Below are 15,000 nucleotides of genomic sequence, written 5' to 3' on the forward strand. Positions count from 1 at the left end.
CCAAGCAGTTAGGCTGATAAGTAGGCAAATCCGCTTATCGTGAAGGCTGAGCTGTGATGGGGAAGCTCCTTATGGAGCGAAGTCTTTGATTCCCCGCTGCCAAGAAAAGCTTCTAGCGAGATAAAAGGTGCCTGTACCGCAAACCGACACAGGTAGGCGAGGAGAGAATCCTAAGGTGTGCGAGAGAACTCTGGTTAAGGAACTCGGCAAAATGACCCCGTAACTTCGGGAGAAGGGGTGCTTTCTTAACGGAAAGCCGCAGTGAATAGGCCCAAGCGACTGTTTAGCAAAAACACAGGTCTCTGCGAAGCCGTAAGGCGAAGTATAGGGGCTGACACCTGCCCGGTGCTGGAAGGTTAAGGAGAGGGGTTAGCGCAAGCGAAGCTCTGAACTGAAGCCCCAGTAAACGGCGGCCGTAACTATAACGGTCCTAAGGTAGCGAAATTCCTTGTCGGGTAAGTTCCGACCCGCACGAAAGGTGTAACGATTTGGGCACTGTCTCAACCAGAGACTCGGTGAAATTATAGTACCTGTGAAGATGCAGGTTACCCGCGACAGGACGGAAAGACCCCGTGGAGCTTTACTGTAGCCTGATATTGAATTTTGGTACAGTTTGTACAGGATAGGCGGGAGCCATTGAAACCGGAGCGCTAGCTTCGGTGGAGGCGCTGGTGGGATACCGCCCTGACTGTATTGAAATTCTAACCTACGGGTCTCATCGACCCGGGAGACAGTGTCAGGTGGGCAGTTTGACTGGGGCGGTCGCCTCCTAAAGTGTAACGGAGGCGCCCAAAGGTTCCCTCAGAATGGTTGGAAATCATTCGTAGAGTGCAAAGGCATAAGGGAGCTTGACTGCGAGACCTACAAGTCGAGCAGGGACGAAAGTCGGGCTTAGTGATCCGGTGGTTCCGCATGGAAGGGCCATCGCTCAACGGATAAAAGCTACCCCGGGGATAACAGGCTTATCTCCCCCAAGAGTCCACATCGACGGGGAGGTTTGGCACCTCGATGTCGGCTCATCGCATCCTGGGGCTGTAGTCGGTCCCAAGGGTTGGGCTGTTCGCCCATTAAAGCGGTACGCGAGCTGGGTTCAGAACGTCGTGAGACAGTTCGGTCCCTATCCGTCGTGGGCGCAGGAAATTTGAGAGGAGCTGTCCTTAGTACGAGAGGACCGGGATGGACGCACCGCTGGTGTACCAGTTGTTCTGCCAAGGGCATAGCTGGGTAGCTATGTGCGGAAGGGATAAGTGCTGAAAGCATCTAAGCATGAAGCCCCCCTCAAGATGAGATTTCCCATAGCGTAAGCTAGTAAGATCCCTGAAAGATGATCAGGTTGATAGGTTCGAGGTGGAAGCATGGTGACATGTGGAGCTGACGAATACTAATAGATCGAGGACTTAACCATATAATATGAATGCTTATGTTATCTAGTTTTGAAGGAACATCCTTCATAGTTTGGTGATGATGGCAGAGAGGTCACACCCGTTCCCATACCGAACACGGAAGTTAAGCTCTCTAGCGCCGATGGTAGTTGGGACCTTGTCCCTGTGAGAGTAGGACGTCGCCAAGCAATCTTTAGACGAGTCATAATGACTCGTCTTTTTTGTATTTCCTAAGAAATGGCGGATTGTTGAGTAAGTAAAAACAACGAAATATAATAAGGTATTTTTTGTGCAGAGACAGCTAAAAATTGATAAATAAACGGGTAATCTTCAGAAGCGTAGCTTCCCAATAAGTCGTACCACCAATCTGTTTCATAGCGAGAAATCATACTCAAATTGTAGAGTAGTAAATAATGTGTAAGTAGTTCCGGTAAAAGTGCTTTAGGATTACGGACATCATGAGTTGTCGATAAATAGTAGGTATGTGTATGACAATCATAAGAAAAAGGTGTGCTATATAATGGATTCCATGTTTCAATAGGGGTCGAAAACACTAAGGAAGATTTATTTAATTCATTTGGCGTGTAGTGAATAAAAAGATGCTTACATGTTGTCTCTATATGACGAATGAAACGTTCTTTCGTCATATGTAAACGATCTAGTATAGCAGGAGGAAATGAAATATGATGTTCGTTTATTTTATCGACTTTGTACAGCATTTGTTTTTTTTGACTGTACTGAAACAGGTTTTTTAATTCAGCAATTTTTTCCGTTAGTTCTAGCATTGTAAATTTTTCGGTTTCCAAATGTTTCATGTGAAACATTCGTTCCGCCACATGAGTAAATAACCCATTTTTTTGTATTTTCACCTCATCTTCTAAAAATTGATATCCTTGTTTCTTTCGCTTACGTGTTGTTACGCCGTGTGCTAAGACTGTCGTTGATTCTGGATAATTCGGATCGACGGTTAATAAGCAAGCCTTTAAGAGCTGGCTCATGCCATAAAACTGCAACATAGGTTGAATGGAGAATGGGGCAGTTTTACATAATTCATAATAACTTTTCCCATGTTCCAAATAATAAATAAAGGGATAACAATTTTCGAAGCTTTTCTTTTCAGCGTTTTCAATAGGTAATTTTTCATAGCAGTGGACAAGATAACGTTGTACATGTTGGGATGAAAAAAAGAAACTTAATTGTTGCCAAGTATGAGATGTATGGTGCATATAATACGCTCCTTTTATTATCTAAAAATTCAAACATATATGTACTTTCTTGACAGTATTTTAACCAATTGTTAAGCTACTAATAATAATTTCTGGTATCATAGGGGGAAAAATTATGTGGGAATCTAAATTTGTTAAAGAAGGTTTGACATTCGATGATGTATTACTTGTACCAGCGAAGTCAGATATATTGCCAAGAGAAGTAAGTGTAAAGACTGTTCTATCTGAAAGCTTACAGTTAAACATTCCTTTAATTAGTGCAGGTATGGATACAGTAACAGAAGCTGATATGGCGATTGCTATGGCGCGTCAGGGCGGCTTAGGAATTGTTCATAAGAATATGTCTATTGAGCAACAGGCTGAGCAGGTTGATAAAGTAAAACGCTCTGAGAGCGGTGTTATTACAGATCCTTTCTTTTTAACTCCAGAACATCAAGTATATGATGCAGAACATCTTATGGGAAAATATCGTATTTCAGGTGTACCAATTGTAAATAACCTAGATGAGCAAAAATTGGTTGGTATTATTACAAACCGTGATATGCGTTTCATTCAAGACTACTCTATTAAAATTTCCGATGTGATGACAAAAGAGCAATTAATTACAGCTCCAGTTGGCACAACACTAGAAGATGCTGAAAAGATCCTACAGAAATATAAAATTGAAAAACTCCCTCTTGTTGATAATCACGGTGTATTACAAGGGCTTATCACAATTAAAGATATCGAAAAAGTAATTGAGTTTCCGAACTCTGCAAAAGATACACAAGGTCGTTTGCTTGTTGGAGCGGCAGTTGGTGTAACAGCAGACGCAATGCTTCGTATCGATGCATTAGTGAAAGCAAATGTTGACGTAATTGTTCTTGATACAGCTCATGGACATTCTCATGGTGTTATTGAAAAAGTAAAAGAAGTTCGTGCGAAATATCCATCATTGAATATTATTGCAGGTAATGTTGCCACAGCTGAAGCGACACGCGCATTAATCGAAGCAGGTGCAAATATTATTAAAGTTGGTATTGGACCTGGCTCTATTTGTACAACACGCGTTGTGGCAGGTGTTGGTGTCCCACAATTAACAGCAGTATATGATTGTGCAACAGAAGCTCGTAAGCACGGTATTCCAGTGATTGCTGATGGCGGTATTAAATACTCTGGAGATATGGTAAAAGCGTTAGCAGCAGGTGCACACGTTGTTATGCTTGGAAGTATCTTTGCAGGTGTAGCAGAGAGCCCAGGAGAAACTGAAATTTACCAAGGACGTCAATTTAAGGTATACCGCGGTATGGGTTCTGTTGGAGCAATGGAAAAAGGAAGTAAAGATCGTTACTTCCAAGAAGGCAACAAAAAACTTGTTCCAGAAGGAATTGAGGGACGAGTACCATTTAAAGGGCCTTTAGCTGATACAGTTCACCAATTAGTTGGGGGCTTACGTGCAGGTATGGGATATTGCGGAGCACAAGATTTAGAGTTCTTACGTGAGAATGCACAATTTATTCGCATGTCAGGTGCTGGCTTACGCGAAAGTCATCCACATGATGTACAAATTACAAAAGAATCTCCAAATTACTCTTTATAATGTCTTATATGTAAATAGACAGAGATCTAGTATCTCTGTCTATTTTTTTTTGATTATGTTAAAATAACGGTTATGTGAATACAAAGATATTGGAGGTAACAACAGTGAAAGGTATGTTTTGCAAGCGATTTATCGTAATGGTAACCGTGCTTACGCTATTTTGTAGCATGTTTGTTACATACAGCAGTGCATCGGCAGAAACAGGCCCTGCTTTGAATATTGAAGCAGGTGCAGCAATTTTAGTGGAAGCAAATTCTGGAAAAATTTTATATCAAAAAAATGCAGATGAATTATTAGCGATTGCTAGTATGACAAAAATGATGAGTGAGTACTTAGTTCATGAAGCAGTAGACAAAGGAAAACTGAAGTGGGATCAAAAGGTAAAGGTTTCTGACTATGCGCACACGATTTCACAAGATCGCTCATTATCCAACGTTCCTCTAGAAAATGGCGGATCTTATACAGTGAAAGAGCTATATGAAGCTATGGGCATTTATTCTGCAAATGGTGCAACAATCGCTTTAGCTGAAGCTGTTGCAGGAACGGAAGCAGATTTTGTAAAAATGATGAATGATAAAGCAAAAGAGCTTGGATTGAAAAATTATAAATTCGTAAACTCTACAGGGTTAACAAACAAGGATCTAAAAGGTAAACATCCGGAAGGGACAACACCGGATGAAGAAAATAAAATGTCTGCAAGAGATTGTGCAATCTTGGCACAACGTCTTATTCAAGATTTTCCAAAAGTATTAGAAACAGCTGGAATTCCGAAAAAGACATTCCAAGAGGGTGGAAAATATCCGATTAAGATGGATAACTGGAACTGGATGTTAAAAGGATTAATCATGCAGTATGAAGGTGTAGATGGTCTGAAAACAGGATCTACTCCAGAGGCTGGGGATTGCTTTACAGGTACAGCGGAAAGAAATGGTATGCGTTTAATTTCTGTTGTTATTAAAACAAACTCTCATACAGCACGCTTTGCAGAAACAAAGAAACTATTTGATTACGGTTTTACAAACTTTGAAGCGAAAAAGGTATATCCAAAAGGTTCAGCCGTAAAAGGACATGAGACTGTACAAGTAGAGAAAGCAAAAGATACGGATATAGCATTGCAAACGAAACAAGCTATCGTACTTCCAATGCCAAAAGGAAGTAAAGACGTTTATAAAACAGAGTTTAAAGCAATGAAAGAAAGACAAGAAGCACCAATTAAAAAGGGTACAACAATTGGTCAAATGGTTATATCAGCTAAAGAGGGTAATGATGCTGGCTTCTTAACAGGTAAATCCTTACAAGTAGATCTTGTAACAAAAGCAGAAGTAGAAAAAGCTAACTGGTTTACTCTTTCTATGCGTGGAATCGGTTCTTTCTTTGGCGGCATTTGGAACAGTGCTGTTGACACAGTAAAAGGTTGGTTTTAAAAGCTCCTCATTGTAGGAGCTTTTTTTATTTCCTATTTTTCACACTGACTTTATCAAAAAATAGTAGACAAGCCTCTAATAGTTAATGGTAGAATGTAAGAGTATTCTTAATTTTCGCCGTTAATGGGGAAAAGCAATTCACCTAGGGGGGTTTTTGTACATGGCAAATGTAACAGGAACAGAGCGTGTAAAACGCGGAATGGCAGAAATGCAAAAAGGCGGCGTCATCATGGACGTAGTTAACGCTGAACAAGCTAAAATTGCGGAAGAAGCAGGTGCAGTTGCTGTTATGGCATTAGAACGTGTTCCTGCAGATATTCGTGCGGCAGGTGGCGTTGCGCGCATGGCGGATCCAACAATTGTAGAAGATGTAATGGGCGCCGTATCGATTCCAGTTATGGCAAAATGTCGTATTGGGCATCTTGTAGAAGCGCGTGTACTAGAATCATTAGGGGTAGACTACATTGATGAGAGTGAAGTATTAACTCCAGCTGATGAAGTGTATCATTTAAATAAACGTGACTACACTGTTCCGTTCGTATGTGGATGTCGTGATATTGGGGAAGCGGCACGTCGTATTGCAGAAGGTGCATCCATGCTTCGTACAAAAGGTGAGCCTGGAACAGGAAACATTGTAGAGGCTGTACGTCATATGCGTCAAGTAAACGCAGAAATTCGTCAAGTTGCAAATCTACGTGAAGATGAATTAATGACATATGCAAAAAACACTGGGGCTCCTTATGAAGTATTACTTGAAATTAAACGTCTTGGTCGTTTACCAGTTGTAAACTTTGCAGCAGGTGGTGTTGCAACGCCAGCAGATGCTGCATTAATGATGCAACTTGGTGCAGATGGTGTATTCGTAGGATCTGGTATTTTCAAATCAGAAAACCCAGAAAAATTTGCACGTGCGATTGTTGAAGCGACAACACATTACGAAGACTATGAATTAATTGCAAGCCTTTCTAAAGGATTAGGCACTGCAATGAAAGGTGTCGAAATTTCAACATTATTACCAGAACAACGCATGCAAGAGCGCGGTTGGTAATTAAAGGAGATTTTAACATGGCTATAGTTGGTGTATTAGGTCTTCAAGGAGCTGTACGTGAACATGTGAAGGCAGTTGAAGCAAGTGGTGCAGAAGCTGTTATTGTGAAACGTGTGGAACAACTTGAAGAAATTGACGGACTTATTTTGCCGGGTGGTGAAAGTACAACAATGCGCCGCCTAATTGATAAATATGGGTTTATGGAACCGCTTCGCAAGTTTGCCAAATCGGGTAAACCGATGTTTGGTACGTGTGCAGGTATGATTTTACTTGCAAAAAACCTTGTAGGTTATGAGGAATCTCATATTGGTGCCATGGATATTACAGTTGAGCGCAATGCATTTGGTCGCCAAAAGGATAGCTTTGAAGTTGCTCTTTCGATAAAAGGTGTAGGGGAAGACTTTGTTGGTGTATTTATTCGTGCGCCATATGTGGTGAACGTAGCAGACAATGTTGAGGTTCTTTCTACACATGATGATCGAATGGTAGCAGTAAAGCAAGGTCCATTTTTAGCTGCTTCGTTCCATCCAGAGCTAACGGATGATCATCGCGTTACAGCGTATTTTGTACAGATGGTGAAAGAAGCGAAAATGAAAAAAGTTGTATAAGTAACTTGCAACTTGTGAAAGATTATAGTAAATTGATGATAACAATTTTATAAGATAAACGTGTTGATAGGAAGTAGTAACAAATTTTGTTTCTTATAGAGAGTCGGTGGTTGGTGAAAACCGATAGAAGCAATTTGTGAATCCATCCTGGAATGAAATGTGGAATGTCATTTAAGACTAGTAAACATTTCCGGTGAAGAGTCGTTATTTCTACTTGAGAGGAAGGCGATATTGCTTTCAACTAGGGTGGCAACGCGGTTTAACTTCCGTCCCTTTTACAGGGACGGGAGTTTTTTGTTTTTATAAATAAAAAGGAGGAATACATGATGCTTGATATTAAATTTTTACGTACAAACTTTGAAGAAGTAAAAGCAAAATTACAGCATAGAGGCGAAGATTTAACTGATTTTGGTCGCTTTGAAGAACTAGATACAAAAAGAAGAGAGCTTCTTGTGCAAACAGAAGAGTTAAAAAGTAAGCGTAATGAAGTGTCTCAACAAATTTCTGTATTAAAACGTGAAAAGAAAGACGCAGACGCGCTAATTGTAGAGATGCGAGAAGTAGGAGAGAAAATAAAGGATCTTGATAATGAGCTTCGCGTAGTAGAAGAAGATTTAGAACGATTAATGCTTTCTATTCCAAATATTCCTCATGAATCTGCACCAATTGGGGAAACAGAGGATGATAATGTACAGGCGCGCACTTGGGGAGAAGTGAAAGAATTTGATTTTGAACCAAAACCCCATTGGGACCTTGCTACTGATTTGGGGATTTTAGACTTTGAACGTGCAGCTAAAGTAACAGGAAGTCGTTTTGTATTTTATAAAGGTGCAGGTGCAAGATTAGAGCGCGCTTTAATTAGCTTCATGCTTGACCTTCACACAGACGAGCACGGTTATGAAGAAGTTTTACCTCCTTATATGGTAAACCGTGCAAGCATGACAGGAACAGGACAACTTCCAAAGTTTGAAGAAGATGCGTTTCGTATTGAAAGCGAAGATTACTTCCTAATTCCTACAGCCGAAGTACCTGTAACAAATATGCACCGTGATGAAATTTTAAACGGAGAGCAGTTACCAATTCGCTATGCAGCATTTAGCGCATGTTTCCGTTCTGAAGCAGGATCTGCCGGTCGTGATACACGTGGTTTAATTCGTCAGCATCAATTTAATAAAGTAGAACTTGTGAAGTTTGTAAAACCAGAAGATTCTTATGAAGAATTAGAAAAGTTAACAAATGATGCGGAACGCGTGTTACAATTATTAGGTCTACCGTATCGTGTTATGAGCATGTGCACAGGAGATTTAGGATTTACAGCAGCGAAGAAATACGACATCGAAGTATGGATTCCGAGCTACGGTACATATCGTGAAATCTCTTCTTGTAGTAACTTTGAAGCGTTCCAAGCAAGACGTGCAAACATTCGTTTCCGCCGCGATACAAATGCAAAACCGGAACATGTTCATACATTAAATGGATCTGGACTTGCAATTGGACGTACAGTTGCAGCAATTTTAGAAAACTACCAACAAGAAGATGGTACAATTATAATTCCAGAAGTTCTTCGCCCTTATATGGGAGGGAAAACAGTTATTAAATAAATTGAAATTTTCATCGGTATGAGTGTTGTCAGTAAAATAACTATAGGAAAAGGATGTTCTTTCCTTTTCCTACAATTTATTATAGTGGGGTTGACTAACTGTTTTTCTTTTGATATTATATTTGATGTCAATATGGAGGAATACCCAAGTCTGGCTGAAGGGATCGGTCTTGAAAACCGACAGGCGGCGAGAGCCGTGCGGGGGTTCGAATCCCTCTTCCTCCTCCAGATATAATTGACAACAGCGCATATAAGTGGAGATTGGAGAACTCGTTACCAACACGTAACGAGTTTTTATTTTAAAACCAATCAGAAAGTATGATGTAAGGCTGTTGATGCCTTATGAAACACTCATATTCCGATGATTATCTTCATAGATATGAAAGGGGTCACCATGGATATTATTATACAAACGTTTCCGCTTGACGGAAAAACTTTATACTATGTACAATGCCCAGTTTGTAAGAAAAATAGAATTTTGAACAGTGCTGCAAACGTATCTCGCACTATAAGTGACGAGACATTTCGTAAGCTTTGCGGTTGTATTTGCAACGTGAAACAAGAAATGAAAAAAGTAGAGGCGCCGAAAAAAGTGGAGAAGAAAGAAGCAGCTCCAAAACGTACAGGCAAAGTACTAACAGCAGTAATTAATGGGAAAGAAATGACCGTTAAAGAAATTGCTGAAGCATATGACATTAGTACAAGTACTGTTCGTCAGCGTATTCATGCAGGCAAACCAGAGAGTGAAATTATTGCTCCAACAAAAAAGAAAAAGTAAGTTAATAGGAAAACCCGTGCATCCGCACGGGTTTTTTATTTTACAAGTTTACGTGTTTGTTGTAGAGAGTTCCCTATTTTCTTTACAATTGGTTCGATAGAATTTTCATTTTTTAAAATATCGTACTCATTAATATTCAATCGTAGTACGGGGCATGAGTTAAAGTTATTAATCCAATTTTCGTAACGTCCATGCATTTCTTCCCAATATTCAATCGGTGTTTGTTGTTCCATTGGACGACCACGCTCTTGAATACGATCTACAATATCGTCAAAAGAACCTTCTAAATAAATAAGTAAGTCTGGGTGTGGGAAGTAAGGTGTCATGACCATTGCATTGAATAGACCTTTATAGGTTTCGTAATCCGTTTCTGTCATCGTTCCTTTTTCGTGATGCATTTTTGCGAAAATACCAGTATCCTCATAGATAGAGCGGTCTTGAATAAAGCCGCCACCGTATTCAAAAATTCTTTTTTGTTCTTTAAAGCGTTCTGCTAAAAAGTAAATTTGTAGATGGAAGCTCCAACGTGTGAAATCAGCATAAAACTTATCTAAATAAGGATTTGAATCTACTTTTTCAAATGATGTACGGTAACCTAGGGCGTTGGCAAGTGCATTTGTCATTGTTGATTTACCAACACCAACTGTACCGGCAATGGTAATTACTGCATCATTTGGTATATCGTACTTTTGCCTTAAATTCATTGCTATTTTGTCTCCTTTAAGAGTGTATTTTGAAGGGCAGATAAGATTGTATGCAAATCATCATTGTTTTTCACGAAATCCATGTTATCTCCATTGAATCTTAACACTGGGATATCAGGATGATCCCTTTTGAAAGCGTCCATTGCCGTTTCATAATCTTCAATAAGTTGTAGTAAGTAATTTGGATCCATATTTTTTTCGAATTCTCGTCCGCGCATCGCAATTCGTTTTTGTAATGTTTCTAAACTCGCTGTTATATATACAATTACATTTGGTACAGGCATATCTTGCGTAAGAATGCGATAAACCTGCATGTACTTGTCATATTGTGTGTCCTTCAATGTACGAGATGCGAAAATTAAATTTTTAAATATATGATAGTCTGCTACCACGGGCTTGCTGTGTTTCAAATACTTTATATTAATGTCTTCTAATTGCTTGTAGCGATTGCAAAGGAAGAACATTTCTGTTTGAAAACTCCATTCTTCAATATCTTCATAAAATTTTCCTAAGAAAGGATTTTCATCAACAATCTCTTTTAATAGGTGGAGTTGCATGTGAGTCGAAATCGCCTTCGCTAACGAAGTTTTTCCGACACCGATTGGTCCTTCAACCGTGATAAATGGTACTCTGGTCACGCTGTTTCCTCCTTTCGATTCATAATTTGCCGTAAATAAAAAGCACAAAACAGAATTATTGTAGCATAAGAGGGAAGTGAGCGGACTAATTTGTTATAAAAAGTTAGAAAATCGACGTATGCTATTCAAGTTTTAATTGAAAGGAAGGCATAATATTTGCTTTTAATGTAGCCTCCATTATTTTTAAAGCATGTTGGTTATCTTGATCGGAATTAGAGACAGTGCAATTTTGGGGTACATATAATGTATAGTTCCTCATATGAGCGTCATTCGCTGTGAATAAAATGCATATATTTCCAGCTATTCCTGTTATGATGAGTTTTTCAATTTTTAAATGCCCTAATAAAGAGTTTAGAGGGGTTTCATAAAAAGCAGAATAATGTGGTTTAATAAAAACATAGTCATCTGTTTCTGGAGCAATAGCTTGTATAATATTTTTGCTATAATCATTTGTACAATGGGTAATGAGCTGATCAATATCAGCTCGCCATAGATAATAGTGATCATTGATATAAATAACAGGATAACCTAACGTTTTCATTGTTTGTTTCATTTTCAGGATGGGTTCGATAATCGTTTGGCATTTCTGTGCGAGAATCGATCCATGTGAGAATTGAAAGTCATTAATCATATCAATAATTAACAGTGCAGTATTTTTCATATGTAATCTCCTTTCCTTTCTCTTTAGATTGGATTGAATGTGTGAAAGTTATCCCGCTACCTGCAAGAGTCGAATTGGTCGTACTAACCATTAATAAGGGTGAAGAACCACCACACTTTATTTGTAATGAGAGGATTTTGTCATGGAACAAGATATTTATTTTATGAAGCTTGCAATAGAAGAAGCGAAAAAAGCCGAAGCAATACAAGAAGTCCCGATTGGAGCTGTCGTTGTATTAGATGGGGAAGTAATTAGTTTTGCTCATAACTTAAGGGAAACGCAGCAGCGATCTGTTGCACATGCGGAGTTATTGGCAATAGATGAAGCTTGCAAAAAGTTAGGAACATGGCGCTTAGAAAATGCTACGTTATACGTGACGTTAGAACCGTGTCCGATGTGTGCGGGTGGAATTGTACTATCTCGTGTAAAGCGAGTGGTATATGGTGCCAGTGATCCCAAGGGTGGATGCGCAGGTACATTAATGAATCTTTTAACAGATGAACGTTTTAACCATCAATGCGAAGTTGTACCAGGTGTAATGGAAGAAGAATGTGGTATATTGTTAACAAACTTTTTTAGAGAACTTCGTAAAAAGAGAAAAGAGAAAAAGGAAAAACTGGATAAAAATACCGACTGTTAACATGTTTGCAATTTATAATAAAACAAGTTATACTGATAATGTCTTGATAAAGACAACCTAATATTGGTTTTAACTTTGCCGTGCTAAGCGGGGAGGTAGCGGTGCCCTGTACTCGCAATCCGCTCTAGCGAGGCCGAAACCCTTCTCGAGGTTATGTTACTGTAAGGCCTGCCTTAAGTAAGTGGCGTTGACGTTCGGGTCCTGCGCAACGGGACCCCGTGAACCTTGTCAGGTCCGGAAGGAAGCAGCAATAAGCGGGTTTTCTCGTGTGCCGCAGGAGTGCCTGAACCGAGTTAACTGCTTAAGTAACGCTTATGGTACGTAATCGACAGAAGGTGCACGGCAGTTATATATGTATACAAAACTCACCTACATGATGAAGGTGGGTTTTTTGTATAGAAAATAACTTTTGGAATCTATAAACAGAATGGGTTATAATAAACGAGATAATAACCTTTGAGGGAGGCCGTGTTTTCGTGTCATACCAAGCGTTATACCGAACATGGAGGCCGCAAAAATTTGAAGATGTAGTCGGTCAAAAGCACGTAACAAAAACGTTGCAAAATGCCCTTCTTCAGGAGAAAGCGTCGCATGCCTACTTGTTTTCTGGTCCAAGGGGAACAGGGAAAACGACAATTGCAAAAGTGTTTGCGAAAGCGATTAACTGTGAGCATGCACCAACAGCTGAACCTTGTAACGAATGTCCTGCTTGTTTAGGCATTACGAAAGGATCTATTTCAGATGTATTAGAAATTGATGCGGCTTCAAATAACGGTGTAGATGAAATTCGAGATATAAGAGATAAAGTGAAATATGCCCCAAGTGCAGTCGGATATAAAGTATATATTATTGATGAAGTCCACATGCTCTCTATGGGTGCTTTTAATGCGCTTTTAAAAACGTTAGAAGAACCACCACAACATGTTATCTTTATTTTAGCAACAACAGAACCACATAAAATCCCACCTACTATCATTTCACGTTGTCAGCGCTTTGAGTTTCGGAAAATATCAGTACATGACATCGTAGAGCGATTAGCAACTGTTGTTACAAATGAAGGTACAAAGGTGGAAGAGGAAGCGCTACAAATTGTTGCCCGTGCTGCTGAAGGTGGTATGCGTGATGCTTTAAGCCTCATTGATCAAGCGATTTCTTATAGTGATGAAACAGTTACAGTCGAGGATGTTTTGGCGGTAACGGGTTCTGTTTCTCAGCAATATTTAGGGAATCTTGTAGAATGTATACGTGAAAATGATGTATCGAGAGCATTGCGCATCATTGATGAGATGATGAGTAAAGGAAAAGATCCAATGCGTTTTATGGAAGATTTCATTTATTATTATCGTGATATGCTCTTATATCAAACCTCACCACAATTAGAACATATGTTAGAGCGGGTAGTCGTAGATGATCAGTTCCGTATGTTAAGTGAAGAAATGAAATCGGAGATCATCTATGAAATTATTCATACACTGAGTAAAGGTCAACAGGAAATGAAGTGGACAAATCATCCTCGTATTTTCCTAGAAGTTGTCATGGTACAGCTTTGTCAACAATTCATGTTGAATGCAAATGGAGCAGACCGTTTGCAAGTGATTATGAACAGAATGCAACAACTGGAAAAAGAATTAGAACATGTAAAGAAAAACGGAGTGCCAGCTGGTGTGCAACAAGAAGTAAGAGAGACACGCGCGGCGCCAAAACCGGTGCGTACAGGAAGTATGAAAATTCCTGTGGGGCGTGTGCATGAAGTATTAAAACAGGCGAAGCGCCAGGAATTAGAGCGTTTAAAAGGTGTATGGGGTGAGTTGTTAGGAAGACTCAAAGCTCACAATAAAGTGGCGTTTGCAGTTTTGTTAGAAAATAGTGAGCCGGTTGCAGCTTCTGAAGATTCCTATGTTCTGGCATTCCAATATGAGATACATTGTAAAATGGCGAGTGAAAATCGAGACGCGACAGATACCGTAGAACAAATTCTTTTTGAATTGCTTAATAAAAGGTTACACATGATTGCAATTCCAAAAAGTGAATGGGGTAAAATACGCGAAGACTTTTTACAACATGATGGTGGAGCTTCAGAAGATGCTGCAGAAAAAAAAGTAGATCCTCTCGTAGAAGAGGCTGTAAAATTAGTAGGGAAACAACTCATTGAAATAAAAGAATAAACATACTTAGGAGGAATTATTATGATGCGTGGTGGAATGGGAAATATGAATAACATGATGAAACAAATGCAAAAGATGCAAAAGCAAATGGCAAAAGCACAAGAGGAACTTGGAGAAAAAGCAATTGAAGGTACAGCTGGTGGTGGAATGGTTACAGTTATCGTAAATGGCCACAAGCAAGTTGTTGAAGTGAAAATTAAAGAAGAAGTTGTAGACCCAGAAGATATCGAAATGTTACAAGACCTTGTATTAGCTGCTACAAATGACGCACTTAAGAAAGCGGAAGAACTGTCAAATTCTACAATGGGACAATTTACAAAAGGCCTAAACTTACCAGGTGGAATGTTCTAAGTAGGAGGATATTTATACATGCATTATCCAGAACCGATTGCAAAGCTTATTGATAGCTTTATGAAGCTACCAGGTATTGGTCCAAAAACAGCTGTTCGATTGGCCTTTTTCGTATTAGATATGAAAGAAGATGACGTATTAGATTTTGCGAAATCACTTGTAAATGCAAAACGAAATTTAACATATTGTTCTGTTT

14 protein-coding genes, 1 tRNA gene, 2 rRNA genes, 1 other RNA gene and 1 other annotated feature (2 of these 19 running past the window's edge) are annotated in these 15,000 nt (G+C 39.4%); of the genes, 14 read left to right on the top strand and 4 right to left on the bottom strand.

Going from position 1 to position 15,000, the window contains the following annotated elements; translation table 11 throughout:
• Window positions 1-1,405 (top strand): 23S ribosomal RNA (locus QUF99_RS03400); it begins 1,517 nt to the left of the window's first position.
• A 49-nt stretch (window positions 1,406-1,454) separates the two neighbouring features.
• Window positions 1,455-1,570: ribosomal RNA gene (gene rrf / locus QUF99_RS03405) — 5S ribosomal RNA — on the top strand.
• 42 nt (window positions 1,571-1,612) lie between these two features.
• Here the strand turns inward: rrf and QUF99_RS03410 are convergent.
• Window positions 1,613-2,608, bottom strand: a complete 996-nt coding sequence (locus QUF99_RS03410) for a YaaC family protein (protein WP_289368658.1) — start codon at window positions 2,606-2,608, stop codon at window positions 1,613-1,615.
• Between the two features lie 115 nt (window positions 2,609-2,723).
• On the opposite strand from QUF99_RS03410, the gene guaB reads away from it, so the two are divergent.
• The 7 genes from guaB to QUF99_RS03445 all read left to right on the top strand — a co-directional run bounded on the left by guaB (window position 2,724) and on the right by QUF99_RS03445 (window position 9,645).
• Window positions 2,724-4,187 (top strand): IMP dehydrogenase, encoded by a 1,464-nt coding sequence (guaB, locus tag QUF99_RS03415; protein WP_289368659.1) that lies wholly within the window; start codon window positions 2,724-2,726, stop codon window positions 4,185-4,187.
• A 104-nt stretch (window positions 4,188-4,291) separates the two neighbouring features.
• Window positions 4,292-5,611, top strand: a complete 1,320-nt coding sequence (locus QUF99_RS03420; protein ID WP_289368660.1) for a serine hydrolase — start codon at window positions 4,292-4,294, stop codon at window positions 5,609-5,611.
• A gap of 160 nt (window positions 5,612-5,771) precedes the next feature.
• A complete protein-coding gene (gene pdxS / locus QUF99_RS03425) occupies window positions 5,772-6,659 on the top strand; it encodes a pyridoxal 5'-phosphate synthase lyase subunit PdxS (RefSeq protein ID WP_289368661.1) in 888 nt (295 codons plus the stop codon).
• A gap of 17 nt (window positions 6,660-6,676) precedes the next feature.
• Window positions 6,677-7,267 (top strand): pyridoxal 5'-phosphate synthase glutaminase subunit PdxT, encoded by a 591-nt coding sequence (pdxT, locus tag QUF99_RS03430; protein ID WP_289368662.1) that lies wholly within the window; start codon window positions 6,677-6,679, stop codon window positions 7,265-7,267.
• 54 nt (window positions 7,268-7,321) lie between these two features.
• Window positions 7,322-7,544 (top strand) — a binding site (T-box leader).
• 49 nt (window positions 7,545-7,593) lie between these two features.
• The gene (gene serS, locus QUF99_RS03435; protein WP_289368663.1) at window positions 7,594-8,868 is read left to right on the top strand and encodes a serine--tRNA ligase; all 1,275 of its coding nucleotides are present in this window, start codon (window positions 7,594-7,596) and stop codon (window positions 8,866-8,868) included.
• A gap of 134 nt (window positions 8,869-9,002) precedes the next feature.
• Window positions 9,003-9,095, top strand: a tRNA-Ser gene (locus QUF99_RS03440).
• A gap of 166 nt (window positions 9,096-9,261) precedes the next feature.
• Window positions 9,262-9,645, top strand: coding sequence for a sigma factor-like helix-turn-helix DNA-binding protein (locus QUF99_RS03445; protein WP_289368664.1), 384 nt, complete (start codon window positions 9,262-9,264; stop codon window positions 9,643-9,645).
• A 35-nt stretch (window positions 9,646-9,680) separates the two neighbouring features.
• Here the strand turns inward: QUF99_RS03445 and QUF99_RS03450 are convergent, their stop codons facing one another.
• From QUF99_RS03450 to QUF99_RS03460, 3 genes are all read right to left on the bottom strand, one after another.
• On the bottom strand, window positions 9,681-10,349 hold the full coding sequence (locus tag QUF99_RS03450) for a deoxynucleoside kinase (RefSeq protein WP_289368665.1): 669 nt from the start codon (window positions 10,347-10,349) through the stop codon (window positions 9,681-9,683).
• 2 nt (window positions 10,350-10,351) lie between these two features.
• Window positions 10,352-10,987, bottom strand: a complete 636-nt coding sequence (locus QUF99_RS03455; RefSeq protein WP_289368666.1) for a deoxynucleoside kinase — start codon at window positions 10,985-10,987, stop codon at window positions 10,352-10,354.
• Window positions 10,988-11,108: 121 nt separating this feature from the next.
• Window positions 11,109-11,648: a cysteine hydrolase family protein gene (locus QUF99_RS03460; protein ID WP_289368667.1), complete on the bottom strand. Its 540-nt coding sequence runs from the start codon at window positions 11,646-11,648 to the stop codon at window positions 11,109-11,111.
• Window positions 11,649-11,790: 142 nt separating this feature from the next.
• Here QUF99_RS03460 and tadA point away from each other — a divergent pair, with 142 nt between their 5' ends.
• The 5 genes from tadA to recR all read left to right on the top strand — a co-directional run.
• Window positions 11,791-12,288: a tRNA adenosine(34) deaminase TadA gene (gene tadA, locus QUF99_RS03465; RefSeq protein ID WP_289368668.1), complete on the top strand. Its 498-nt coding sequence runs from the start codon at window positions 11,791-11,793 to the stop codon at window positions 12,286-12,288.
• Window positions 12,289-12,366: 78 nt separating this feature from the next.
• Window positions 12,367-12,631: signal recognition particle sRNA large type (ffs, locus tag QUF99_RS03470), an RNA gene on the top strand.
• Between the two features lie 133 nt (window positions 12,632-12,764).
• On the top strand, window positions 12,765-14,453 hold the full coding sequence (gene dnaX / locus QUF99_RS03475; protein ID WP_289368670.1) for a DNA polymerase III subunit gamma/tau: 1,689 nt from the start codon (window positions 12,765-12,767) through the stop codon (window positions 14,451-14,453).
• A gap of 24 nt (window positions 14,454-14,477) precedes the next feature.
• Window positions 14,478-14,804 (top strand): YbaB/EbfC family nucleoid-associated protein, encoded by a 327-nt coding sequence (locus QUF99_RS03480; RefSeq protein ID WP_289374558.1) that lies wholly within the window; start codon window positions 14,478-14,480, stop codon window positions 14,802-14,804.
• 18 nt (window positions 14,805-14,822) lie between these two features.
• Window positions 14,823-15,000: the 5' portion of a recombination protein RecR gene (gene recR, locus QUF99_RS03485; protein ID WP_289368671.1), read on the top strand. It continues 419 nt past the right edge of the window; the window shows 178 of its 597 coding nt (coding positions 1-178); it begins with the start codon at window positions 14,823-14,825; its stop codon lies off the right edge, out of view.

Origin of the sequence: Bacillus sp. DX4.1, from assembly GCF_030348195.1 — a bacterium.
Taxonomy (GTDB): Bacteria; Bacillota; Bacilli; order Bacillales; family Bacillaceae_G; genus Bacillus_A.